The organism is Nocardia sp. CDC159, assembly GCF_023740735.1.
Classification (GTDB): Bacteria; Actinomycetota; Actinomycetes; order Mycobacteriales; family Mycobacteriaceae; genus Nocardia; species Nocardia pulmonis.
The window spans coordinates 576,184-600,367 of the sequence record NZ_JAMRXH010000002.1 but is presented as its reverse complement, the minus strand read 5'-3'; the positions used below and the strand labels follow the sequence as shown (position 1 = coordinate 600,367).

At 67.6% G+C, this 24,184-nt stretch carries 22 protein-coding genes and 1 pseudogene; 12 read left to right on the top strand and 11 right to left on the bottom strand.

Annotated features, from left to right (window positions below):
* The first annotated feature begins 27 nt into the window (after positions 1-27).
* The 5 genes from NDR87_RS06615 (at position 28) to NDR87_RS06595 (ending at position 5,215) form a co-directional block, all read left to right on the top strand.
* On the top strand, positions 28-645 hold the full coding sequence (locus tag NDR87_RS06615; protein ID WP_251909626.1) for a pyridoxamine 5'-phosphate oxidase family protein: 618 nt from the start codon (positions 28-30) through the stop codon (positions 643-645).
* A gap of 23 nt (positions 646-668) precedes the next feature.
* Positions 669-1,904, top strand: a complete 1,236-nt coding sequence (locus NDR87_RS06610) for a Mur ligase family protein (protein ID WP_251909627.1) — start codon at positions 669-671, stop codon at positions 1,902-1,904.
* Entirely contained in the window at positions 1,901-2,611 is a 711-nt protein-coding gene (locus NDR87_RS06605) for a type 1 glutamine amidotransferase (RefSeq protein ID WP_251909630.1), read from the top strand. The genes NDR87_RS06610 and NDR87_RS06605 overlap by 4 nt, the downstream gene beginning before the upstream one ends.
* Before the next feature lie 128 nt (positions 2,612-2,739).
* Positions 2,740-4,359, top strand: coding sequence for a GMC oxidoreductase (locus tag NDR87_RS06600; protein ID WP_251909632.1), 1,620 nt, complete (start codon positions 2,740-2,742; stop codon positions 4,357-4,359).
* A gap of 46 nt (positions 4,360-4,405) precedes the next feature.
* A complete protein-coding gene (locus NDR87_RS06595; protein WP_251909634.1) occupies positions 4,406-5,215 on the top strand; it encodes an ion transporter in 810 nt (269 codons plus the stop codon).
* On the opposite strand, the gene NDR87_RS06590 is transcribed toward NDR87_RS06595, so the two are convergent.
* The 3 genes from NDR87_RS06590 to NDR87_RS06580 form a co-directional block, all read right to left on the bottom strand.
* A complete protein-coding gene (locus tag NDR87_RS06590) occupies positions 5,209-6,420 on the bottom strand; it encodes a low temperature requirement protein A (RefSeq protein ID WP_251909635.1) in 1,212 nt (403 codons plus the stop codon). The genes NDR87_RS06595 and NDR87_RS06590 overlap by 7 nt on opposite strands.
* A 20-nt stretch (positions 6,421-6,440) precedes the next feature.
* Positions 6,441-6,896 (bottom strand): SRPBCC family protein, encoded by a 456-nt coding sequence (locus NDR87_RS06585; protein WP_251909637.1) that lies wholly within the window; start codon positions 6,894-6,896, stop codon positions 6,441-6,443.
* Between the two features lie 167 nt (positions 6,897-7,063).
* The gene (locus tag NDR87_RS06580) at positions 7,064-7,246 is read right to left on the bottom strand and encodes a DUF1918 domain-containing protein (protein WP_251909638.1); all 183 of its coding nucleotides are present in this window, start codon (positions 7,244-7,246) and stop codon (positions 7,064-7,066) included.
* A 165-nt stretch (positions 7,247-7,411) separates the two neighbouring features.
* Between NDR87_RS06580 and NDR87_RS06575 the strand changes: the two genes are divergently transcribed.
* Positions 7,412-7,987 carry a dihydrofolate reductase family protein gene (locus NDR87_RS06575; protein WP_251909640.1) on the top strand — a complete coding sequence of 192 codons (576 nt, stop codon included), beginning with the start codon at positions 7,412-7,414 and terminating at the stop codon, positions 7,985-7,987.
* A gap of 3 nt (positions 7,988-7,990) precedes the next feature.
* Here the strand turns inward: NDR87_RS06575 and NDR87_RS06570 are convergent, their stop codons facing one another.
* Entirely contained in the window at positions 7,991-8,404 is a 414-nt protein-coding gene (locus tag NDR87_RS06570; protein WP_251909641.1) for a secondary thiamine-phosphate synthase enzyme YjbQ, read from the bottom strand.
* Positions 8,405-8,602: 198 nt separating this feature from the next.
* On the opposite strand from NDR87_RS06570, the gene NDR87_RS06565 reads away from it, so the two are divergent.
* Both NDR87_RS06565 and NDR87_RS06560 read left to right on the top strand, forming a co-directional pair.
* Positions 8,603-9,868: an aspartate kinase gene (locus tag NDR87_RS06565; RefSeq protein WP_251909643.1), complete on the top strand. Its 1,266-nt coding sequence runs from the start codon at positions 8,603-8,605 to the stop codon at positions 9,866-9,868.
* 3 nt (positions 9,869-9,871) lie between these two features.
* On the top strand, positions 9,872-10,906 hold the full coding sequence (locus NDR87_RS06560; RefSeq protein WP_251909645.1) for an aspartate-semialdehyde dehydrogenase: 1,035 nt from the start codon (positions 9,872-9,874) through the stop codon (positions 10,904-10,906).
* Between the two features lie 98 nt (positions 10,907-11,004).
* Here the strand turns inward: NDR87_RS06560 and NDR87_RS06555 are convergent, their stop codons facing one another.
* Positions 11,005-12,348 carry a serine hydrolase gene (locus tag NDR87_RS06555; protein ID WP_251909646.1) on the bottom strand — a complete coding sequence of 448 codons (1,344 nt, stop codon included), beginning with the start codon at positions 12,346-12,348 and terminating at the stop codon, positions 11,005-11,007.
* A 333-nt stretch (positions 12,349-12,681) separates the two neighbouring features.
* Between NDR87_RS06555 and NDR87_RS06550 the strand changes: the two genes are divergently transcribed.
* Together NDR87_RS06550 and NDR87_RS06545 are read left to right on the top strand one after the other, a co-directional pair.
* Positions 12,682-13,122, top strand: coding sequence for a Fur family transcriptional regulator (locus tag NDR87_RS06550; RefSeq protein ID WP_251909648.1), 441 nt, complete (start codon positions 12,682-12,684; stop codon positions 13,120-13,122).
* Positions 13,123-13,204: 82 nt separating this feature from the next.
* Positions 13,205-14,674, top strand: coding sequence for a catalase (locus NDR87_RS06545; RefSeq protein ID WP_251909649.1), 1,470 nt, complete (start codon positions 13,205-13,207; stop codon positions 14,672-14,674).
* Between the two features lie 57 nt (positions 14,675-14,731).
* Here NDR87_RS06545 and NDR87_RS06540 read toward each other — a convergent pair whose 3' ends face one another.
* A complete protein-coding gene (locus tag NDR87_RS06540) occupies positions 14,732-15,463 on the bottom strand; it encodes a TetR/AcrR family transcriptional regulator (RefSeq protein ID WP_251909650.1) in 732 nt (243 codons plus the stop codon).
* Between the two features lie 155 nt (positions 15,464-15,618).
* Here NDR87_RS06540 and NDR87_RS06535 point away from each other — a divergent pair, with 155 nt between their 5' ends.
* Positions 15,619-17,133, top strand: a complete 1,515-nt coding sequence (locus tag NDR87_RS06535; protein WP_251909652.1) for an MFS transporter — start codon at positions 15,619-15,621, stop codon at positions 17,131-17,133.
* 322 nt (positions 17,134-17,455) lie between these two features.
* Here NDR87_RS06535 and NDR87_RS06530 read toward each other — a convergent pair whose 3' ends face one another.
* From NDR87_RS06530 to NDR87_RS06520, 3 genes and pseudogenes are all read right to left on the bottom strand, one after another.
* Positions 17,456-18,091, bottom strand: coding sequence for an LUD domain-containing protein (locus NDR87_RS06530; protein ID WP_251909654.1), 636 nt, complete (start codon positions 18,089-18,091; stop codon positions 17,456-17,458).
* A gap of 121 nt (positions 18,092-18,212) precedes the next feature.
* Positions 18,213-19,331 (bottom strand): annotated as a pseudogene (locus tag NDR87_RS06525) (transcription termination factor Rho, short form); the annotation flags it as partial.
* A gap of 465 nt (positions 19,332-19,796) precedes the next feature.
* The gene (locus NDR87_RS06520; RefSeq protein WP_251909656.1) at positions 19,797-21,425 is read right to left on the bottom strand and encodes a GMC family oxidoreductase; all 1,629 of its coding nucleotides are present in this window, start codon (positions 21,423-21,425) and stop codon (positions 19,797-19,799) included.
* A 183-nt stretch (positions 21,426-21,608) separates the two neighbouring features.
* On the opposite strand from NDR87_RS06520, the gene NDR87_RS06515 reads away from it, so the two are divergent.
* The gene (locus NDR87_RS06515; RefSeq protein ID WP_308212058.1) at positions 21,609-22,097 is read left to right on the top strand and encodes a glutathione peroxidase; all 489 of its coding nucleotides are present in this window, start codon (positions 21,609-21,611) and stop codon (positions 22,095-22,097) included.
* Here the strand turns inward: NDR87_RS06515 and NDR87_RS06510 are convergent, their stop codons facing one another.
* Positions 22,098-23,447 carry a cytochrome P450 gene (locus NDR87_RS06510; protein ID WP_251909659.1) on the bottom strand — a complete coding sequence of 450 codons (1,350 nt, stop codon included), beginning with the start codon at positions 23,445-23,447 and terminating at the stop codon, positions 22,098-22,100.
* Positions 23,448-23,534: 87 nt separating this feature from the next.
* Positions 23,535-24,098: a TetR family transcriptional regulator gene (locus NDR87_RS06505; protein ID WP_251910184.1), complete on the bottom strand. Its 564-nt coding sequence runs from the start codon at positions 24,096-24,098 to the stop codon at positions 23,535-23,537.
* Positions 24,099-24,184: the final 86 nt, after the last annotated feature.

The window sequence follows — 24,184 nt, the reverse complement described above, 5'->3', positions numbered from 1 at the left end:
CACGATCTTTCGCAGTTCAATCGAACCATGAGCGAGATCACCACGGCCACCGAACTGCGTGCACTGCTCGGCGAGGTGCACCCCCGCGCCGCCAACAAGGAACGCACCGCGCTCCATCCGCGTGACCGCGACTGGATCGCGACCTCGCCGTTCATCGTGCTGGCCACCAGCGATGCCGACGGCAACTGCGATGCCTCGCCGAAGGGCGATCCGGCGGGCTTCGTCAGGGTGCTCGACGATCACACCCTCGCGATTCCGGAACGCCCCGGCAATCGCCGGGCCGACGGCTATCTGAACATCCTGGCCAATCCGCACGTCGGCGTGATCTTCCTCATTCCGGGCCGCAACGAGACGCTGCGGATCAACGGCCGCGCCCGGCTGGTCTCCGATGCGCCCTACTTCGACGACATGATCGTCAAGGGCCACCGGCCGATCCTGGCCGTCGAGGTGGCGATCGAGCAGATCTTCTTCCACTGCGCCAAGGCATTCCTGCGCAGCAGCCTGTGGCGGCCCGAGGGCTGGCCGCGAGACACCCTGCCCGCACCGGCGCGGCTGATCAAGGAGGTGCACACCGAGATCACCGAGACGGTGGAACAGCTGGAAGCCCACTATGCGCCGGAGAACTACCAGAAGACGCTCTATTGAGCGGCAACACATAAACTCGCGTCGTGGCAGACATCTCGGTGCGTGGGCGATTGGCGCTGCGGGCGGCGGCGGCCGCGTCGTGGGCGTCGCAGAAGGCGGGGCGGGGCAAGGGCTCGATGATCGGGGGATTGATCGCGCTGCGGATCGATCCGACGATCATGACCCAGCTCGGCCGCGGCCGTCGCACCGTGCTGGTGACCGGAACCAACGGCAAGTCCACCACCACCCGCATGACGACCGCCGCACTGAGCACGCTCGGCCCGGTGGCCACCCAGGCCGACGGCGCGAATATGGATGCGGGCATCGTCGCCGCGCTCAGCGCGCACCGCTCGGCCGCGCTGGCCGCCATCGAGGTCGACGAACTGCATCTGCCGCATGTCGCCGACGCCCTGAACCCGGCCGCGGTGGTGCTGTTGAATCTGAGCCGCGATCAGCTGGACCGGGTCGGCGAGATCAATATGATCGAGCGCAAGCTGCGCGCGGGAATGGCGCGCCACCCCGATACGGTCCTCATCGCCAACTGCGACGACGTGCTCGTCACCTCGATCGCGTACGACCATCCCAATGTCGTCTGGGTCGCCGCGGGCAGCGGCTGGTCGGTGGACGCCACCAGCTGTCCGCGCAGCGGTGAGCCGATCGTCTGGGAGGGCACGCACTGGCGCAGCACCGGTGCCGACTTCCACCGCCCCGAGCCGGACTGGTGGGTGGACGAGGAGTTCCTCTACGGCCCCGACGGGCTGAAACTGCCGCTGCACCTTGCGCTTCCGGGCCGGGCCAATCGCGGCAACGCGGCGCAGGCCGTGGCGGCGGCGGTGGCCCTGGGTGCCGAAGCGGAACCGGCCGCCGACGCCGCCGCCACCGTGCGCGAGATCGCCGGGCGCTATCGCAGCGTGCGGGTGGGCGAGCACACCGCGCGGCTGCTGCTGGCGAAGAATCCGGCGGGCTGGCAGGAGGCGTTGTCGATGATCGATCCGGCGGCGACGGGCCTGGTGATCGCGGTGAACGGCCAGGTGCCCGACGGGGAGGATCTGTCCTGGCTGTGGGATGTGCGGTTCGAGCATTTCGAGGGCACCCAGGTGGTGGCCGCCGGGGAGCGGGCCACCGATCTGGCGGTGCGGCTGACCTACGCCGGTGTCGAACACACCACGGTGGCGAATCCGTTGCGCGCCATCGCGTCCTGCCCGCCCGGCCGGGTGGAGGTGCTGGCCAACTACACCGCGTTCCGCGACCTCAACCGCGATCTGGAGGCGGCCCGATGAGCGAATCGACCGTGCGGATCGGGCTGGTGCTGCCCGATGTCATGGGCACTTACGGCGACGGCGGCAATGCGGTCGTGCTGCGGCAGCGGCTGCGCATGCGCGGTTACGCCGCCGAGATCGTCGAGATCACCCTCGCCGATCCGGTTCCCGACTCGCTGGACCTCTACACCCTCGGCGGTGCGGAGGATTCGGCCCAGCGGCTGGCCACCCGGCACCTGCAGCGCTATCCCGGCCTGCAGCGGGCGGCCGCGAAAGGCGCTCCGGTGCTGGCGATCTGCGCGGCCATCCAGGTGCTCGGGAATTGGTACGAGACCTCCTCGGGCGAGCGCGTCGACGGCGTCGGACTGCTCGACGTCACCACCGCACCGCAGGTCGAGCGCGCCATCGGCGAGGTCGCGACCACCCCGCTACTGCCCGGCCTGTCCCAGGCCCTCACCGGCTTCGAGAACCACCGTGGCGGAACGACACTCGGCGGCGACGCCACCGGTCTGGCCCGGGTCACCCGCGGCGTCGGCAATGGCGTGGGCGATGGCCTGGAGGGTGTGGTGCAGGGTTCGGTCATCGGCACCTATATGCACGGCCCCGCCCTGGCCCGCAATCCCGAACTGGCCGATCACCTGTTGCGGCGCGCCCTGGGCGAGGTGGAGCTCGAACCGCTGCATCTACCAGAAGTCGATCGACTTCGCAGGGAGCGATTGCGCGCCTGAGGGCGCCATCTCGTCTTATAGCGGTTTGCTATTCGGCGGAGGCTAAACTCCTGGTCATACGGTTGAGGCACCCGGTGTCGGCCCGGTAATCTCGCGCGCGGTCATGCGTGATGAGGGAGGTGGCCCGGGTGCGCAGACGCGCCTTTCTGAAGGCTGCCGGGGCGGCGGCGCTGTTGGGCGCGGCGGGCACCGGGCTCGGAGCTGGTTCTGCCGCGGCCGACCCGGTGTGGCACGGGTTGTTCCGGCAGTGGGTGCCCGAGATCTTCGCGCCCCTGCCCGATCCGCCGGAACATACCGAGGCCATCATCGTGGGCTCCGGTTTCGGCGCCGCGGTGACCGCGCTGCGGCTGGCCGAGGCCGGGGTGTCGAATACCGTGCTGGAGCGCGGATCTCGCTGGCCCAACGATCCGTGGCGGGAGATCTTCACCGGTGACGTGCTGCCCGACGGGCGCGGATTCTGGCATCGCACCAGCTTCACCGGGATCACCAAGGTCCCGATGCACTTCGCCGACTTCGGTGGCGTGCTCGCGGTCTCGGAGTTCCCCGGAATCGACGTGTGGCACGCCGCGGCCGTCGGCGGCGGATCGGTGGTGTTCACCGGTGTGATGGTCGCGCCGCAGCGCCGGTTCTTCGACCAGATCTTCCGCGGCACGGTCGATTACGACGAGATGGACCGCGTCTACTTCCCGCGGGTGCGGCAGATGCTGCGGTTGAGCACCATGCCCGCCGATATCTACGCCTCCGCGCCGTTCACCCACTCCCGGATGTGGGACGAGCAGGTGCGCGCGGCCGGTTATCAGCCGCAGCCCAGCGACTCGATCTTCAACTGGGATGTCCTGCGCGCTGAATTGGCCGGGACCTCCCGGCCGTCGGCGACCGTCGGATTCAGCAATCTGGGCAACTCCAACGGCGCGAAGTTCGATCTCAACCAGAACTACCTGAAATACGCCCAGGACACCGGCAAGTCGGCGGTGTACCCGGGCCACCGCGTCGACTCGATCGCCCAGGATCGCAACGGCCGCTATGTCGTCGCCGTGACCAAACTCGATCCGACCGGCGCCGTCCTGGCGACCCGCACCCTCACCTGCGACAAGCTGTTCCTGGGCGCGGGCTCGGTCGGTACCTCCGAACTGCTGGTGCGCGCCCAGGCCACCGGGGCGCTGCCACATCTGAACGAGCACATCGGCGACGGCTGGGGCACCAACGGCGATGTGGTGCTCGGCCGCGGTGAGAGCAGGCTGGTCGGGCTCGGCCAGGGCGTGGCGAGCGCCAGCCGCATCTTCGACGAGTCCGGAATGCCGCTGACCCTGGAGAGCTGGTATCTGCCGGGCATGCCCACCGAAACCGGCGGCGTCGGCTCGCTGGGCCTGGCGCTCGATCCCACCCGCGCCCGGTTCACCTTCGACCGGGCCCGCAATACCGCCACCCTGACCTGGCCGCGCAAGGCCCAGGACGACATTCTCGCGGCCTGCCGCACGGTCGATCGCCGCATCGCCGAACGGGCCGGGGCTCTGCTCGACTACAGCGCGCTCGGTTACGACGCCAATGCCGTCTTCACCGCGCATCCGCTCGGCGGTGCGGTGCTCGGGCGGGCCACCGACAACTACGGGCGCGTCGTCGGTCATCCGGGCCTGTACGTGGTGGACGGCGCGGCCGTTCCGGGCAGCACGGGCACCGTGAATCCCTCGCTGACCATCACGGCCCTGGCCGAACGAAATATCGAGACCATCATTCGCGCGGGACGCTGACGCCATTTCCGATTACCCTCGGCGGGATCGTTCGAGGGTGAAAGGGATGGTCGTGGCCGAGTACCGCAGTGTGGCGGAGAGGGACGTCGAGGAGTACCCGCGCAAGCCGCCCGCCCTGGGGATCGAGTTCGTGATGCTCGGTCTGGCCGTCGCGTCGGTGGTGCTGCTGGTGTGGATCACCTTCTTCCCGGTGTCCGGGGCCACCGAGCGGGCCGTGGTGATCGCCGACTACGCGATCTGCGCCGTGTTCGCGGCCGAATTCCTGTGGCGCTGGCGGCGGGCGGACTGGTCGTGGACCTTCCCGCTCGTCTACTGGTACGAGGTGCTGGGCATGATCCCGGTGACCAGCCCGTTCTTCCGCGGTTTCCGGTTGCTGCGGATCGTGGTGATCGGGGTGCGGTTGGCGCGAGTGGCCGATCGGGCCTTCGGCGATCGGGTGACCGCGGCGGTGGTGAACCGCTTTCTCGGCGAGGTCGTCGAGGCCGTCAAGCGGCCGGTGACGATCGCGGTGATGGACGAGGTCGCGCGGGTGATGCGCACCGGGCACTACACCCGCAACATCGCGCTGGCGCTGGAGGAGAACCGCGACGAACTCGACGCCATGATCGTCGAGCTGATCAGGAACGATCCGCAGATCGGCCGGGTGCGCTATCTGCCGTTCCACGAGGACGTCATCCGCGGCATCGCCAACACCAGCTTCCGCATCCTGTTCCAGGCCCTGGCCGATCCGCGCATCGACGAGCTCATCGGAGACGTGCTGCGGGAGAACGTGAATCAGATGCGCATCGCCGTGCGCGACGGGGTGCGGGTGTCGGAGACCGTGGACCACAAGGTGGTCCGGCCGGTGGATCAGTGAGCGGCGCCGTGGCGAATCTCCTCGCGCGGCCGGGCGTAGCGCACGACCTCCCACCCGATCAGCACCGCCAGCACGGCGAACAGCAGTCCCAGCGCGGCCATCGCGGGCAGCCGCGAGGCCGCCGGAATCAGCGCGATCAACAACCCGGCCGTGAGTACCCGCGGCCACAGCACGACTCTCGTCGCGTAGTGCCGGAAGCCGACCAGCGCGATCAGGTACACCACCACGCCGCCGTACAGCGCGAACAGCGGAATCCCGTGCAGCTGATCGCGTAGGGTGTGGCCCGCGCCGCCGCCCACATAGTTGAGCACCTTCTTCAGCCCCAGCGACAGCGCGATGACGCCGACGATCATCGGAAAGTGCCAGTAGGTGTAGCAGTTGCGGGCGATCTGAACCCGCCGCTCGCCCTGGGCCGCCGCCATCGCCCGTTCCACCACCGCCGCGCCGACATCGAAGTACGCCCACCACAGCAGGGTCGAAACACCCAGCGCCAGCAGCGCTCCCACGGTGATGGGCCAGGAGATCGGCAGCCCGGAGACGCCCACGCCGATGGAGACGATGGATTCGCCCAGCGCCACGATCACGATCAGCCCGTGCCGCTCGGCGAAGTGACCGACAGAGCCCAGTCGCCATTCGTTGCCCGAGAACAGCGTCCACACCATGTCGCCCACGATGGCGGCGATCCACAGCGCGATCTGCGCGGTGCCGTGGCTGGTCGCGGCGATGATCAGCAGCACCGTGCCGATCGTGATCGAGCCGAGCGACCACCGCGTCACCTGCCGCCGCAGCTGCGCGTCTTCGCTACTGGCACACCAGAACACGTACAGGTGGATCAGCCGGATGGCCAGATAGCCGAGCGCGAACACCAGCGGCGCGTACCAGCCGCCCGGCAGATCGTGGAAGGCCTCGGGAATGGCGAGCGCCACGATCAGCGCCGCGCCCATCGCGCCGAACAGCGCCACCCGGGCGATGCCCTCGTCGGCCTTGATCACATTGCCCAGCCAGGCGTAGGCGATCCACACCCACCACATGACCGCCAGCACCAGAAACGCACGCAGCATATTCGCCGCTGTGGTCTCGTGCGCGGCCAGATCGGTGACCTGGGTGAAGGCGAACACCAGCACCAGGTCGAAGAACAGCTCCAGCTGGGTCACCGAGGCGTTCTCGGACACCGCCTGGAGGCGGGTGCGTCTGCCACCTGTCATGGGGACATCGTTACAGGTGGTCAGCCCACTTCGTAGTTTTCGAACCGAAATTTCTCGATGAACTCGATCAGGTTCTGTACGGCCTCGTCGTTGACCCGGTTCAGGGTGCGCTTCATCAACAGCCCCGGAACCGGGATGGGTAAGTACACCTCGGTGTGGTACCAGACCTCGGTGCCCTCGGCGGTCTCCTCGATCTCGAACCAGCCCTTACCCCCGCCGCCCGCACCGCTTTCCACGACCTCCCAGCCGATTCGATCGGCGCCGCAGTCGTATTCGAGCACCTGGCGGTCGGAATTGTTCATCGGGGTCACGGTCGCGTAGACGCGGCGCGGGTGGCCGAATTCGTCCCGGCTCGCAACGCGCACATCCTTGTGCCACGGTGACCATTCCGGCGTCCGCTCTACCGCGAGCAGTGCCTCCATGACCTGCTCGGGATGGACCTCGACGATGAATCGGTGGTCGGTTTTCGTGCGCATGCTTGTCCTCCACCCCCCGAATAGGTTCGCGCTCGATTGTCTCCAGGGTCACAGTCGGACGTCAACTGTGTGGTCTGTTTCACACGTGTCGTTGAAGCTCGAACCCGGGCATGTTGTGCAGCCTGCCCGCCGGACGGCCGAGCGACTGTGCGAGGGGTGAAAGACGTTCAGCGCGGTAGGACTTCGCAGTCCGGTCCGGGAAAGACCAGGCTCTCGTGGCCGTCGTCGAATCGGACGACATAGGGCGGAGCGCCGTCGCTGCCGCGGACCTCGACGATCTCGGCGGTCCGCTCGCGCATTCCGACCGTTCGCCCGTGCATCAGGATCTGATCTCCGACATTCGCCCGCATCTTCGCATTATCGAATGGAAGTGACTTGCATCACAAGGTGGTCGAGTGCCAATCCTGCGGTGGGGGTGGACCTTTCGGACCGGACCGATTCGAGGTTGACACCACTTCAATCGTAGTACTATGATCAAACTACTTCATCTAGAGTGCAACACTAAGGCGGTACCCATGCGAAAGCTCGTCTACTACGTCGCTGTTTCCCTCGACGGCTACATCGCTGGGCCCGGCGGTGAGTTCGACTTCTATCCGGTCTCGGCGGATATGGCCGCCTGGTTCAATGAGCGCTACCCCGAGACGGTTCCGACCCATATTCGCCCGCACGTCGGTCTGGATGTGAATATGCCGAACCGGGAATGGGGCACCTTGATCATGGGCCGCGGAACATACGACCCCGCCCTGGAGATCGGAGTGGCCAGCCCGTACGCCCATATGAAGCAGTACGTGGTGTCCCGCACGCTCGGGCCGGTCGACGATCCCATGGTCGAGGTCGTCGACGAGGATCCGGTCGAACTGGTGCGGCGTCTGAAAAAGGAAGCGGACACCGATATTTGGCTGTGCGGCGGCGGCATCCTGGCCGGGCAGCTCATCGACGAGGTCGACGAGCTGATCATCAAGAGCTATCCGGTCATCGCCGGGGCGGGTGTCCCGATGTTCACCGGCAAATTCAGCCCGGCGCGGTTCACCCCCACCAAGCGGCAGGACTTCGACAGCGGCGCGCAGGTCAGCTGGTTCACCCGCGCCTGAGTCTCAGCCCCCGAGAAACGACAGCCGGACCTTGCGCTCCGGATTGTCCACATTGAGATCGACCATCGCCACCGATTGCCAGGTGCCCAGGGCCAGTTCGCCGTTCAGCACCGGCACGGTGGCGTAGGGGGCGATGAGAGCGGGCATGACATGGCTGCGGCCGTGGCCGCGCGAGCCGTGCGCATGCTTCCAGCGGTCGTCGGCGGGCAGCAGATCGCGCAGGGCGGCCAGCAGGTCGTCGTCGCTGCCCGCTCCGAGTTCGATCAACGCCACGCCCGCGGTGGCGTGCGGGACGAAGACGTGCAGCAGGCCATCGCGGCCCCGCGCGACCGCGCGCAGGAACTCCGAGCAGGCGTCGGTGAGGTCGTGTACGACCTCGCTGCGTCCCGTCTTCACCTCGATAACAGTGCTCTCCATATCTCCATCCTTCCCGACCTGGCCTCCGGTCACGCGGGATCGCCGCGACCGTTGCTCCGCGCGTTGGTCGCCGGGCGTGATCCCAAACCTTTCGATCGCGAGGATCACACTGGGGAGGTGGCCCGATAACGAGTGGACATCGATCGGTACGCTTGGGTGCTGGTAACAGCAAGCTAGTCGATCTTGGAGGACCCTGTCGTGGCTCTCGTCGTTCAGAAGTACGGAGGATCCTCGCTCGAATCCGCCGAGCGAATCCGTCGCGTCGCTGAACGGATCGTGGAGACGAAGAAGCAGGGCCACGACGTGGTGGTGGTCTGCTCCGCGATGGGTGACACGACCGACGAACTGCTGGATCTGGCCCAGCAGGTGGCCCCCGCTCCGCCCGCACGCGAGCTGGACATGCTCCTCACCGCGGGTGAGCGCATCTCGAATGCGCTGGTCGCCATGGCCATTCACTCCCTTGGCGCGGAGGCGCGCTCGTTCACCGGCTCGCAGGCCGGCGTGATCACCACCGAGGCGCACGGTAACGCCCGCATCATCGACGTCACTCCCTCGCGCGTGCGGCAGGCGCTCGACGAGGGCACGATCGTGCTGGTCGCGGGCTTCCAGGGCGTCTCGCAGGACAGCAAGAACGTGACCACCCTGGGGCGCGGCGGCTCCGATACCACCGCGGTCGCGCTGGCCGCGGCGCTCGAGGCCGATGTCTGCGAGATCTACACCGACGTGGACGGCGTGTTCACCGCCGACCCGCGGATCGTCCCGGACGCGCAGAAGCTCGATCAGATCTCCTTCGAGGAGATGCTGGAGATGGCGGCCTGCGGGTCCAAGGTGCTCATGCTGCGCTGTGTGGAATACGCGCGCCGCTACAACGTGCCCGTCCATGTGCGGTCCTCGTACACCGACAAGAACGGCACCTACGTCTACGGATCGATGGAGGACATCCCCTTGGAGAAAGCAATCCTCACCGGCGTCGCGCACGACCGCAGCGAGGCCAAGGTGACCGTCGTGGGCCTGCCGGACTCGCCCGGCTACGCCGCCAAGGTGTTCCGCGCCATCGCGGACGCCGAGATCAACATCGACATGGTGTTGCAGAACATCTCCAAGGTCGAGACCGGCAAGACCGACATCACCTTCACCCTGCCCAAGACCGACGGTCCCAAGGCGGTGGAGTTCCTGACCAAACGTCAGGACGAGATCGGCTTCTCGCAGGTGCTGTTCGACGATCACATCGGCAAGGTGTCGCTGGTGGGCGCGGGTATGAAGAGCCACCCGGGCGTCACCGCCACCTTCTGTGAGGCCCTGGCCCAGGCGGATATCAACATCGACCTGATCTCGACCTCCGAGATCCGGATCTCGGTGCTGGTCAAGGACACCGAGCTGGACGAGGCGGTGCAGGTGCTGCACAAGGCCTTCGATCTGGGCGGCGACGAGGTCGCGGTCGTGCACGCCGGATCGGGGCGCTGAGCGATGGGTGTGCGCGTAGGTGTCGTCGGCGCGACCGGGCAGGTCGGCGCCGTCATGCGAAAGCTGCTGGAGGAGCGCGACTTCCCCGCCGACGAGGTGCGGTTCTTCGCCTCGGCGCGGTCGGCCGGTAAGACGCTGCCGTGGCGCGGCGGTGAGGTCGTGGTGGAGGATGCCGAGACCGCCGATCCCAGCGGACTGGATATCGCGCTGTTCTCCGCCGGGGCCACCATGTCCCGGGTGCAGGCGCCGCGATTCGCGGCGGCGGGTGTCACCGTCATCGACAACTCCTCGGCCTGGCGCAAGGACCCCGAGGTCCCGCTGGTCGTCTCCGAGGTGAATCCGGAGCAGACCCGCAACCTGCCCAAGGGCATCATCGCGAATCCGAACTGCACCACCATGGCCGCCATGCCGGTGCTCAAGCCGCTGCACGACGCGGCCGGACTGCGCCGCCTGATCGTGTCCAGCTACCAGGCGGTTTCGGGTAGCGGGCTCGCGGGCGTCGAGGAGCTGGCGTCGCAGATTCGCGCCGTCGCCCCCGATATGGAGCAACTGACCCACGACGGCTCCGCGGCCGAATTCCCGGCCCCGAACAAATACGTCGCCCCCATCGCCTTCAACGTGCTCCCGCTGGCCGGTGCACTGGTCGACGACGGCTCCGGCGAGACCGACGAGGACCAGAAGCTGCGCAACGAGAGCCGCAAGATCCTCGGCATCCCCGAGCTGCTGGTGAGCGGCACCTGCGTGCGCGTCCCCGTCTTCACCGGCCACTCCCTGTCGGTGAACGCCGAATTCGAGCGCCCGCTCTCGGTCGAGCAGGCCCGCCGGCTGCTGACCGACGCTCCCGGCGTGAAACTGGTCGACGTCCCCACCCCCCTGGCCGCCGCGGGCGTCGACGAATCCCTCGTCGGCCGCATCCGTCAGGACCCGGGCGTCCCGGACGGCCGCGGGCTGGCCCTGTTCATCTCGGGCGACAACCTGCGCAAGGGCGCGGCACTCAACACGATTCAGATCGCCGAGGTCCTGCTGAGTCAGGGCTGAGGCGGGCGCGCCCCTCGCATTCATCGAGGCCGCAGACCGTCGAAGACGCCCGCGAGGATTCGCATCAGGTGTTCCGCTGAAGCGCCGACGCCGTCCGGCTAACGGATGCCCGGGGTACGCGGATCGGGTCCCAGGCACACCACGATCAAGCAACCGGGCGGGGTGTCGCTGAACGGGGCCGCGAGCGGGGTCTTCAAGCAGGAGAACACATTACAGCCCGGGTAGGCGGCCGGGCCGAGGCCGAAGATGGCCGCGACGATATCGGGATCGATGTAGTCGCGGGGATCGATCTGGGTCGGCTGCTCCAGATAGGGTCCGGGGTCGGGGACCGGTGGCTGCCGCATGGCGGCCACCAGGCGCCGGAAGAACTCCCAGGACAGTTCGTCGGTGGTCTGCAGAATGCCGGTGGCGCCCTTCGCGGTTCGGTTGCCGAAGACTCCCGTCCACACCACGGTCAGGTCCCAGCCCGGAATCATGAAGGCGTTCTGCAATCCCAGTCCGGACATCAGGAAGGTGTCGCGCGGCAGGAACGCGGGCATCTCCACACAGCCCGCCCCGACCCAGAACAGATAGCCGTAGCAGGGATTGGTCGCGGTGGGACGGCGCGCCATGGCCAGGTACTCGCTCGATACGAGCTGCCGCTCACCCCAGCGGCCGTCGTTGCTCGCCAGCAGGGCCAGGCGGGACAGATCGTTCGGGGGAATCAGCAGATGGGCGTAGCCGTAGGTATGCCCGGAGCGGTCGCGGGCCCAGTAGTAGTCGGTGCGGGCGATACCCAGGGGTTCGAACAGCTCGCGCTGCGCGAACCGCTGGAACGGCTCGCCGACGGCCAGCTCCACGACATAGGTGAGCAGGTCCACATTGCGCTGGCTGTAGGTGAATTCGGTGCCGGGCAGATGGTCGAACGGCACGCCCAACGCCTGTACGGCGCTGTTCGGATCGACCGGGATGACCGCCGTCAGGCCCTCGGTCAGGGCTCCGATCCGCAGCCCGGAGGTCTCGGTGAGCAGATTCTCCACCGTGATCGACCGATGTGCGGCATCGCCGAGGCCCTCCGGCAGATAGCGGTCGATCGGGGCGGAGAGGTCGAGAAGGCCCCTGTCCCAGGCGATTCCGGCGACGAGGGCGACCACGCTCTTGGTGACGCTCCAGACGTTCCAGGCGATATTGCCGGTCTGGGCATTGGTCGGCCCCTCGCCGACCAGGCAGTTGTGCCGGAAGACCTGCACATTGAACCGATTGCGCTCTGCGGCGAAGGTCAGCGCGGCGGCCAGTCGGTCCGCGTCGAAGCCGACCGCCGCCGGGGTGGCGCGCTGGAGCTGGCGATCCGAGGTGACCGCGCAGTGCGTCTCGTCCTGGGAATGTGCCGGTCCGGCCGCGAGCCCGCCCGCGACGAGCACAGCAGCGGTCATGCCGGAAACCCACCCGAGGATGCGGCGCATGTCTTGCAGGCTAATCACATCCGAGGTGGATCCCGCCCAACACGCCAGGGCGGTCCGAAATGCACGAACGCCGCCAGGTTCTGCCCTGGCGGCGTCGGTCCGAGCGCGGAGGCATGGGGCCCCGCGGCTGCGGTGCCGACGCCCAACATGCGCCTCTCGGCGAGTGGTCGCTCGTAGCGACGAAGGGTGCGGCCCGGGGCTGTCCCGGCGTCGGCACTGGGGTTCAACGGGAGGGGTGCGGGATCTATTCCACGGTCTCGGCTGTGACCTGGGTCGCTAACATGACCCATGGTCTTTTCTTGACTTATTCCAGAAAAAGGGCACACTGGAGTCATGCACACCGACCACTTCGATCCGCGCGAGCGACTGCGCGCGGCCGGTCTGCGGGTTACGGCCCCGCGGCTGGCGGTGCTGGACGCGGTTGCCGCGCAACCGCATTCGGATGCCGATCGGGTAGCCGCCGCGGTGCGTGCGCAGTTGGGCTCGGTGTCCACGCAGGCCGTCTACGACGTGCTGCGCGCCTGTGTGAACGCCGGACTGCTGCGGCGCATCGAACCGGCCGGTTCCTCTTCCTCGGCGCTGTACGAGGCGCGGACCGGCGACAATCACCACCACCTGGTGTGCAGGAACTGCGGCACGGTCGTGGACGTGGACTGTGCCGTGGGCCGGGCTCCCTGCCTCGACCCGTCGGACGCGCACGGATTCGTCGTCGACGAGGCCGAGGTTGTGTACTGGGGTCTGTGCCCTGATTGCCGTCGGACGATCGATAGCTGACGGTTGCCATTCCCATTCCGTCCGGGCAGCCCAATATCCCGGAGCCCCGGCGAAGCCGTGCGGCGAGTACGAGGAGGCATCTATGACCAAGCCGACCACTACCAACACCGGTACGCCGGTCGCCAGCGACAACGAGTCGCTGACCGCGGGCACCGAGGGCCCGATCCTGCTGCACGACCACTACCTCATCGAGAAGCTGGCCCAGTTCAACCGGGAGCGGGTGCCGGAGCGGATCGTGCACGCGAAGGGTGCGGGCGCGTACGGCGAGCTGATCGTGACCAACGATGTCAGCCGCTTCACCAAGGCCAAGCTGTTCCAGCCGGGTGCGCGGACCGAATCGCTGGTGCGCTTCTCGACCGTCGCCGGTGAGCAGGGCAGCCCGGACACCTGGCGCGATCCGCGCGGCTTCGCGGTGAAGTTCTACACCGAGGACGGCAACTACGACCTGGTCGGCAACAACACCCCGGTGTTCTTCATCAAGGACCCGATCAAGTTCCCCGACTTCATCCGCTCGCAGAAGCGGCTGCCCGGCAACGGACTTCGCGATCACAACATGCAGTGGGACTTCTGGACGCTGCGCCCGGAGACCGCCCACCAGGTGACCTGGCTGATGGGTGATCGCGGTATTCCGAAGACCTACCGCCACATGAACGGCTACGGTTCGCACACCTACCAGTGGATCAACGCCCAGGGCGAGCGCTTCTGGGTGAAGTACCACTTCCGGACCGATCAGGGCCAGGACTTCCTGACCCAGGCCGAGGCCGACCGAATCGCCGGTGCGGATGCCGACTACCACCGCCGCGATCTGTGGGACGCCATCGAGCGCGCTGACTTCCCGAGCTGGACGGTCTACGTCCAGGTGATGCCCGTGGCCGAGGCCGCGACCTACCGGTTCAACCCCTTCGATCTCACCAAGGTCTGGTCGAAGAAGGACTACCCGCTGATCGAGGTGGGTCGCTGGACGCTCAACCGCAACCCGCGCAACTACTTCGTGGAGATCGAACAGGCCGCGTTAGAGCCGTCGAATGTCGTTCCGGGCATCGGCTTCTCGCCGGACAAGATGCTGCTGGGCCGCGTCTTCGCCTACGCCGACGCGCACCGCTACCGCATCGGCACCAACTACGCCCAGCTGCCGCCGAACCGGGCGCGCGCCGCGGAGGTGAACACCTACTCCAAGGAAGGCGCGATGCGCTACGACTTCAACGCACCCGACGTGCCGGTCTACGCGCCGAACTCCTACGGCGGCCCACACGCCGATCCGTCGAAGGCGCCCGACGAGGCGACCTGGGGTGGCTTCGAGCCGGAGATGGTGCGCGCCGGGTACATCCAGCACCGGGAGGACAGCGACTGGGCCCAGCCCGGCACGCTGGTGCGCGAGGTGTTGGACGACGCCCAGCGCGACCGCCTGGTGAGCAATGTCGTCGGCCATGTGCTCGGCGGCGTGCGCGAGCCGGTGCTGAGCCGGGTGTTCGAGTACTGGAAGAACATCGATCCGGAGATCGGCAAGCGCATCGAGGAGGGCGTGCGCGCCGGTTTGGACGCCGACAAGTAACAAATCGAATGCGAAGGCCCGCACCGTGTTCCGGTGCGGGCCTTTCGTCTGTCGCGCCTAGCCCTGGTCTTTCGGGGCGAGGCCGTCGAGGATCAGGCCCACTCGGTGAACGAACAATTGGTCGGCGGAGGATACGACATCCGTCGGTGACTGTCGGGTATAGAGCTTGTGGATGCGCGGATAGTCACGGGAGGCGGCCTCCGCCGCGGGCCACAGCTTGGTGATCCACTCCTGCTCGGACAGTCCGCTGCGGCGCACCGCCACCTGCGTGGCCGCCTCGACGACGGCGACGCCGAGGACGAAGGAGAACAGTACGGTCAGCGCGTGATCGGCTGTGTCCGTATCGAATCCGGACTCCTCGAGCACGGTGAGGGCGGCCTCGTTCAACCGCATCATGTTGGGCCCCAGGTACAGCAGCCCCACTTCGCCCAGGATCGCCGCCAGCCAGGGGTGTCGCAGAATCGTCGCGCGCAGGTCCCGGGCGAGGGCGAGCATGGCCGCCCGCCAGCCGTCCGGATGCTCGGGGTCGGGCGTGGTCAGTTCGCCGAATATCTGGTCGGCGACCAACTCGATCAATTCGTCCTTGTTGGCCACGTGGGTGTACAGCGAGGTGGCCCCGGCGCCCAGGCGTGCGCCGAGCTTGCGCATGCTCAACGCCGTCATGCCCTCCTCGTCCAGGAGGGCGATCGCCTCGGCCACGATGTGCTCGCGGCTCAGGTTGGGGGTATCGCGACGGGGTCGCTGGGGTCGGGTCCAGACCGACGCAATCTCCTGTGTTTTCGCTGCCATCGCGGTCTCCTCTCGCTCTGCGGGCCAGCATAACCGAATCGTCCGCACATTGTTCGACCTGTAGAACGATGTACCTATTGCGCACAGTGTACTTGTATCGTACGGTGTTCGACAGGACCGCACAGTGTGCGGAGGGAAGAGGGAAAGGTTTTCCGATGGACGAGATCGCTACAGCGCGCAATCCGCGCCGCTGGCTCATCCTGATCGTGCTGTGCCTCAGCTCGCTGGTGCTGGTGGTCGACAATATGGTGCTGACGGTGGCGATCCCGCAGATCGCGACCGATATCGGCGCCGACGCGCAGCAGATCCAATGGATCATCGACGCCTATCTGCTGGTGTTCGCGGGCCTGCTGCTGACCTCCGGCAGCCTGTCCGACCGATTCGGCAGGCGGCTGGTGATGGTCGTCGGCCTGGCGGTATTCGGCGCGGCCTCGCTGCTGGCGGCGTATGCGAACAGTCCGGAACTGCTGATCGCGGGGCGGGTGCTGATGGGGATCGGCGGGGTGCTCATCATGCCCAGCACGCTGTCCATCCTGATCACCGTGTTCGACGATGCCGAGCGGCCCAAGGCCATCGCGGCCTGGGGTTCGGTCGCGACCCTCGGCATGGTGGGCGGGCCCGTGGTCGGCGGTGTGCTGCTCGACCACTTCTGGTGGGGTTCGGTATTCCTGATGAACGTGCCCGTCGCGGCGGTGGCCATCGTGGCCGCGCTGGCGCTGATGCCGGAGTCGAGGGCGCCCTGGCGCAAGCCGGACTACCCGGGCACCGCACTGTCGGTCGTGGGTGTGACCGCGCTGGTGTGGGCCATCATCTCGGTCCCGCTGCACGGCTGGACCGGCGGCGGCACGCCGTTCGCCCTGATGGTTGCGGCACTCGCACTGGGCGGCTTCGTGATTCGCGAGCTGATGACCGATTCGCCGATGATTCCGCTGGGGCTGTTCCGCGACCGGACCTTCACCGGATCCAGCTTCTCGCTGGTGCTGGTCACCTTCGCCAACGGCGGCCTGGTGCTGGTGCTCACCCAGTATCTGCAGTTCGTGCTGGGCTATTCGCCGATGTCCACGGCCCTGGCCTTCACGCCGATGGCGGTGGCACTGCTGGCCGCCAATGCGATCGGCTCCATCCTGGTGGGCCGGTTCGGCCCCAAGCCGGTCGTGATCGGCGGACTGGTGGTCGTGGCGGCCGGGTTCGCGGTGCTGGCCCTGCTCGATTCGGATGCGGGCTTCTGGCTGCCCGCCCTGGCGATGGCCCTGCTCGGCGCGGGCGGCGGCCTGGCCATGCCCGCGGCCATCGGGGCCCTGATGAGTGCCGTGCCCACCGAGCACGCCGGTGTTGGTTCGGCGCTCAACGACACCCTGCAGCAGACCGGTGGTGCGCTGGGCGTGGCGGTGCTGGGCGCGATCCTGGCCGGTACCTATTCCGACGAGATGCCGGGCTCGGTGCCCGCGGCCGCCCGGGAGTCCATCGCGGGTGCGTTGGGCACCGGCGACGGTGGGATCATCGCGGCGGCACGGGAGGCCTTCACCTCCGGAATGTCGGCCGCCTTCACGGTCGGCGCGGTGGGCGCGCTCGCCGCGACGGTGCTGGCGGTCCTGCTGATGCGCAACGCCCGACCGACCGCGGCCGATCCGGAGTCGGCGGGTACGGACGAGTTGGTCGGTATCGACTGAAAATCGAAAGCCGTTGCGCCCCGGCCGATCCGGCCGGGGCGCGCGGTCGTTGCCGGGACGGCCGGTCGGACTAGAGCAGACCCCACCAGTAGAGCAGGCAGGCCAGTACGAAGACGACCACGGTTTCCATCGTCGCTCACAATCTCCTCGGCGCACTTATCACCATCATTCCTCGAGACCGCCGGACACGCCGGAGACCATGATCACAAGGTGACAACGGCGGGGGATCGGACGAGCCCGCCACCCCTCGTAGACGGGCATCGTCCGATGTACGGCAACGATGCCCCGGGGCGCTTGCCGAGGACTTAACGAGCGCTTGCGGTCACTCCACGATGACGATGACCAGATGCCGCGGGCCCTGTCCGGTCGGGACCGGAACGAGTTCGTCGTCCGGAGCGGCCGACGGTCCACGGAACCAGGTGATCGGGCGGCGGGAATCGAGTTTGTCGAGGACGTCGGGCAGTGCGGGTTCGACCTGTGCGGCGCGCACCACGCAGATATGACAGCCGGGGGCCAGCATCGAGGCCCGGCCCTGGCCGGGACCGCCGTCCAGGACGACGGTCGCGGGCTCGACGACCGCGCCCGCGCATCCGGTCACCACGGCGTCGGGAGTGTCGCCGACCAGTGGATGATCGGCCACGACCCGATGGCCGTCCGCCTCCGCCCAGGCGGTGAGCCAGTCCAGTGGCAGCCCCTCCGGTGCCACCACCGAGCCGATGTCCTGGGTGGTCAGCGCCTCGGTGACGGCCTCGGCGATACCGTCCTCGGAAACCCGGACGACCTGAGCGCCATCGTTTTTCACGCGTTCGGCGAACATGTCGACCAGTTCGGCGCGGGCCTGCGGGTCCAGCTCGGGGTTGGGGCGCCGATGGCGGCCGAGGGTGACCGTGCGCTCGTCGTCGGGCAGCGCCTTCAGGGCGTCACGCACCCGGCGCAGCATCTCCTCCCGCCCGGTCACAGAGAACCACGAGTCGATTGGACCGGCAGTCTCACGAAAACCTCCAGATCGAGCCAGATCGGCACGGTCTACTCGGTGCCGACCACCGGACCAGAGTAACGGGAGGAACCGGACGCAGAGATCATCGGCTCGCGGAGCGGATGTTGTGCAGGAATTCCGCGTTGGTCCCGGTGCCGCGCAGACCGGTCAGCAGCAGCTCGAGGGCCTGCTGCGGTTCACGGCCCGCCAGCGTGCGTCGCATGGACTCCACCGCGGCCAGCTCCGCGGGGTCGAGCAGCAGTTCGTCGCGGCGGGTGCTGGAGCGGCCGACGTCGACGGCCGGGAAGATGCGATGGTCGGCGATGCCGCGATCGAGTTTGAGCTCGGCATTGCCGGTGCCCTTGTACTCCTCGAAGATCACGTTGTCGGCCACCGAGCCCGTCTCCACCAGCGCGGAGGCGATGATGGTGAGCGAACCGCCGTTCTCGAAATTGCGTGCGGCGCCGAGGAATTTCTTGGGCGGGGCCAGCGCGGCGGCGTCCACACCGCCGGACAGGATGCGGCCGGAGGCCGGGGTGGCCAGGTTGTAGGCGCGGGCCAGGCGGGTCAGCGAGTCCAGCAGTACGACCACGTCGCGGCCCATTTCGGCCAGGCGTTTGGCATGTTCGACGGCCAGCTCGGCGACCGCGACGTGGTCGCGCGGCGGGCGGTCGAAGGTGGCGGCGGCGATATCGGCGGGGACGGCCCGGGTCAGGTCGGTGACCTCCTCGGGGCGCTCGCCGACCAGCACCAGCATCAGCTGGCATTCGGGGTGGTTCTTGGCGATGCCGTGCGCGATCGATTGCAGCACCGAGGTTTTGCCCGCCTTGGGCGGTGCGACGACGAGCGCGCGCTGACCCTTGCCGATCGGCATCACGAGATCGGTGATGCGCGTGGTCAGTTCGTGCGGTTCGGTCTCCAGGCGCAGTCGCTCACGCGGGTAGATCGGGGTCAAATCGGCGAAATGCGGGCGCTTGCGGGCCTGTTCGGGGGACAGGCCGTTGACGGTGTCGACCCGGATCAGCGGGGCGAACCGCACCCCGTCGCGTCTGGGACCGATGGCACCGGCGACGGAATCGCCGCGGCGCAGGCCGTAGTCGCGGATCAACCGCATCGGCACATGCGCGTCGTCCGGACCGGGTAGATAGCCGTCGGTGCGCAGCGCGGCGTGGTTGTCGGTGATGTCGAGGATTCCGGCGACGGCGGTCGCCGTACCGGTTTCCTGTTGGATTGTATTGTCTTTCATGGTGTTTCCCCCTCCGGGAAATTTCGTGGGTACGGCGAATGCCGTGAGTGCGGCGCATGCCGCGGGCGAGAGATCCGGGTCGTACCGGTAACGAGTGCAACTACCCGAGCGACCGGATGAAGAACCTGTGGGCGGGACCTTGTCACCTGCGTCCACAAGTCGAAGAACATCGCCTACGTTAGCGACAGCTCATTCAACGCGCAATCCCCCCGATTTGTTCCCGGCGAAAAGCGTGCCGGGAACAGGGGATATCCGGGTGTGCCGGGAACAGGGGGCATCCGGGTGTGCCGGGAACAGGGGGCATCCGGGTGTGCCGGGAACAGGGGGCATCCGGGTGTGCCGGGAACAGGGGATATCCGGGCTTGCCGGGAACAGGGGGTGAAACTCCCGGGCCGCCGGGCGTGGGGGCCGACGCCCCGGGAAGAGAAGGACGGCTGTGGCCTACCCGGCGGCGGTGATGAACTCCGCGGCCTTCTCCCCGATCATGTAGCACGGCGCATTGGTATTGCCGCCGGTGATGCTCGGCATGATCGAGGCGTCGGCGACCCGCAGGCCCTCGATGCCGCGCACGCGCAATTGCGGGTCGACGACCGCCCGCTCGTCGACGCCCATTCGGCAGGTGCCGACGGGGTGGTAGACCGAATGCACGCGGTTGGGCAGTTCCCGGCGCAGGTTGGTCTCGTCGCGGTAGGCGGGACCCGGGGTGAATTCCTCGGTGATATCGCCCGCGATGGACTTGTTCGCCATGATTTCGCGGATCATCCGGATGCCCTCGACGAGGAATTCGGTATCGGCCGGATCGGACAGGTAGCCCGGATCGATCAGCGGGCAGTCGAGCGGATCGGCCGAGGCCAGGCGCAGTTCGCCGCGGCTGCGGGGATAGATGAGCGTGGGGAAGATGGTGAAGCCCGCGCGCCGGTCGACCATGTGCAGCTTGTCCTCGTCCTGGTTGGGCACCGGATAGTTCCACGGCAGCGTGTGGATCTGCATATCCGGAATGCCCTGGGCGAAAGAGGTTTTCACGAAGCCGACCGCCTCGAAGACGGTGCGGCCGAACCAGGACCCGCCCGGCCGGGCCAGCTCGCGCAGCAGTCCCGCCGCGAAATGCGAAGGGATGCCGCGGTGTACGGCCTTGCGGGACAGGAACGTCATCGGCACGAACAGGTGATCGTGCAGATTCTGGCCGACCGGCAGGTCGGTGTGCACATCGATCCCCAGCTCGCGCAGCTGCCCGGCCGGGCCCACCCCCGACAGCATGAGGAGCTGCGCCGAACCGATCACACCCGCCGACACCACGACCTCCCGTGCCGCGCGGATGATCCGCCGCCCCGACTTCTCGATCACCTCGACCCCGGTCGCCCGCCCGTTCTCGATGACGACTCGCGCCACGTGCGCGCCCGTGACCACCTTCAGCCCGGAATTCGGCCGATTGGTGATGAAGCCGCGAGAAGAGCTGTAGCGCAACCCGTCCCGCACGCTCTGTTGGAAGACGCTTATGCCCTCCTGGGATTCGCCGTTGTAGTCGGCGATGGTCGGCACCCCGAGGGTCTCGGCCGCGGCCGTCATGAACTGCTCGGCGATCGGGGTGAGCTCGCGCTGGCGGGTCACCTCGATCGGCCCACCGGCGCCGCGCAATTCGCTGGCCCCGCCCTCCCAGTTCTCCAGGCGCCTATAGGCCGGTAGTACGTCGGCATAGCTCCAGCCGGTGCAGCCCTCCGCCGCCCAGGAGTCGAAGTTGGCCCGGTTGCCGCGCACGAACAGCATGCCGTTGACCGAGCTGGACCCGCCGAGCACCTTGCCGCGGGTCATCGGGATCAGCCGATCGTTGGCGTGCTTCTGCGGGACCGAGAACTGTTTCCAGGTCACCCGCCGCTTCAGCTGCGGGACCGTATGGACCATGGTGATCATGCCGGGCACGGTCACCAGCCGGGAGTCGTCCTTGCGCCCCGCCTCGATCAGGATGACGCGCGCACCGCGCTCGACCAGCCGCCCCGCGACGGTGGCACCGGCGCTGCCCGCGCCCACGACGATGTAATCGGCCTCGCTGGTGTCCACGCTGCGGTCGGTCATACTCGCTACCTCATCCTCGAAGTGATCCCGGATTCACTGTAGAACAAGTTCTAATCTTGGTGAAGATGCGAGCTTCGCCGCGACGGTCCATCGCCCGGTGGTAGATGTAGAACACGTTTCACTTCCCGGATATTCGTAAGATCGCACAACCGGGGCGGGAGCCGTGATCGTCCTATGATCGCGATCGTGAGCATTCGCGACATTCCCGTACGCACCCTTTCCGACGAGTCCACCACCCTCGCCGACCTGGCCGGGGACAAGGTGCTGCTGGTGGTCAACGTGGCCTCCAAATGCGGCCTCACCCCGCAGTACACCGGCCTGGTCGAACTGCAGCAGACCTATGGCCCGCGCGGTTTCAGCGTGATCGGCGTGCCGTGCAACCAGTTCATGGGTCAGGAGCCGGGCTCGGCCGAGGAGATCCAGCAGTTCTGCTCGACCACCTACGGCGTGGACTTCCCGTTGCTGGAGAAGGTCGAGGTGAACGGCGACGGACGGCATCCGCTGTATCGGGAGCTGGTGCGGACCGTCGACGCGGAGGGCGAGGCCGGTGCCATCCAGTGGAACTTCGAGAAGTTCCTCGTCGACCGGGACGGCAAGGTCGTCGCCCGGTTCCGGCCGCGTACCGAGCCCAAGGATCCGGCGGTGGTCTCGGCCATCGAATCCGTGCTGTAACTATCTCCGGCGGCGGTAGCGCACCGCACACGGCTGCTGCAACTGGACCACCATCTTGGAGTGGTCGTTGCGGTAGCTGCCGGCCGGCTGCGCCAGCTCGAATTCCCAGTCCCGCAACAAAATCGAGAAGATGGCCTTCAGCTGCATGAGGGCGAAGGCCGCGCCGACGCAGCGGTGCCGCCCCGCGCCGAAGGGAATCCAGGTCCAGCGGTTGAGCAGATCCTGCTGATTCGGGTCGAGGTAGCGGCCCGGATCGAAGCGGTCCGGATCCGGGAAGTCGGCGGCGATGCGATTCGACACCGCCGGGCTGGTCGCCACCAGATCGCCCGGGGCGATGCGGTTTCCGCACACCTCGAACTCGGCACGCGCCACCCGCATGAGAACGATCAGCGGCGGATGCAGCCGCAGCGTTTCCTTGAGCACCGCCTCCAGATGCGGAATCCGGCGCAGCGCATGGAAACTCACGTCCTGCCCATCGGCGTAGCGCTCGTCCAGCTCGGCGATCACCCGCGTCAGTATTTCGGGGTGGCGCAGCAATTCGATGATGGTCCAGGCCGCGGTGCCCGAGGTGGTGTGGTGCCCGGCGAACATCATCGAGATGAAGATGCCGGTGATCTCGCTCGCCGAGAAGCGCGGCACGTCGTGCTCGTCGCGGATGGACACCAGCACGTCGAGCATGTCCCGATCCGCCCGGCGCGCAGGGGGATCGGCGATGCGCCGGTCCATGATCTCCCGCACCAGCCGCACCAGCTCGCCGCGGGCGGCGTCGCGACGGCGGAAGCTCTCGATGGGTGCGTAGGGATCGACGTAGCACAGCGCGTCGGTGCCGCGTTCGAGCTCGTGGTACAGCCGCGCGAACCGGGCGTCGAGTTCGTCGCGGAACTTCACGCCGATCAGACAGGCCGAGGAGGTGTAGATGGTCAACTCGGCGAAGAACTCCAGCAGGTCGATCTCGCCCGCGTCGCCCCAGCGGGCGAGCATCCGATCCACCTCGCGCGCAATGGTTTCCGCATGTCCGCGCATATGTTCCCCGCGCAGCGCCTGATTGTGCAGCATCTCCTTGCGGCGCTCCGGACTGGCATCGAACACCACGCCCGCGCCGAAGATCGGTTTCATGAACGGATAGGCCGCGCTCTGATCCAGCTCCTCGTCGGCCGCGCGGAAGAAGAATTCGTTGGCCTCGGCCCCGGTCAGCAGGATTACGTCGCGATCGGCCAGGCGGAAGGAGCCGACGTCACCGCATTCGGCGCGCACTCGGTTCATGAGGGCGATCGGATCGGTGCGGAACTCCTCGAGATGGCCGTATTCGTGCTCGCCCCCGGAGACCTGTCGCGGCTCGACCGATGTCATCGGAAATCCTCCCGCAGTACCGCGTCCAGTCGTGCTGGACACCTGTCTGGACGGTACTACGTGCGGCGCGTCGCGACAAGGGCGCAGTTAATTACGCAGCACCTGGAGGGCCGATTTCTCGAGCCGGTCGGCAATTTCGGCATAGGACGCGTAGCCGACGCCCGCGCGCACCAGTGCGCCCGCGTAGAGCAATTCGAGTGTTTCCACGATATCCGGATCGGCGTCGGGGCCGAGCGCATCGATCAACCGGCGGCGGATCTCGGTGCCGATGCGGATGCGCAGATGGGCGACATCGGGATCGGTGCCGAGCAGGGCGCTGGTCACCGCCCCGGCGAGCGCGGGTTCGTCGGCGACCAGCATGGCGATCTGGCGCAGTACCGCGACCACCCGTCCGGTGCGGTCGGCGGCGGTGACGACCGGCGGCGTCGTCGCGGCCAGGCGACGCCAGAAGACCTCGGCGACCAGGTGTTCCTTCGAGGAGAAGTAGGTGTAGGCGGTGGCCGTTCCGACGCCCGCGGCCGCGGCCACCATGCGCACCGTCAATCCGGCGAAGCCCTCGCGCGCGAGCACCTCCAGCGCGGCCCGGGTGAGCCGATCGACCGTATCGGCCTGCTTCTCGGTGAGGCGGCGGCGAGTGGCCTCCAAATTCACCGCGACGGTCTCGCTGGAAATGGGATCGGACACGTGTCTGGATGCTACTATCGCCGGGCCTCGAGAGCAACTGGAAACGCCGCGAA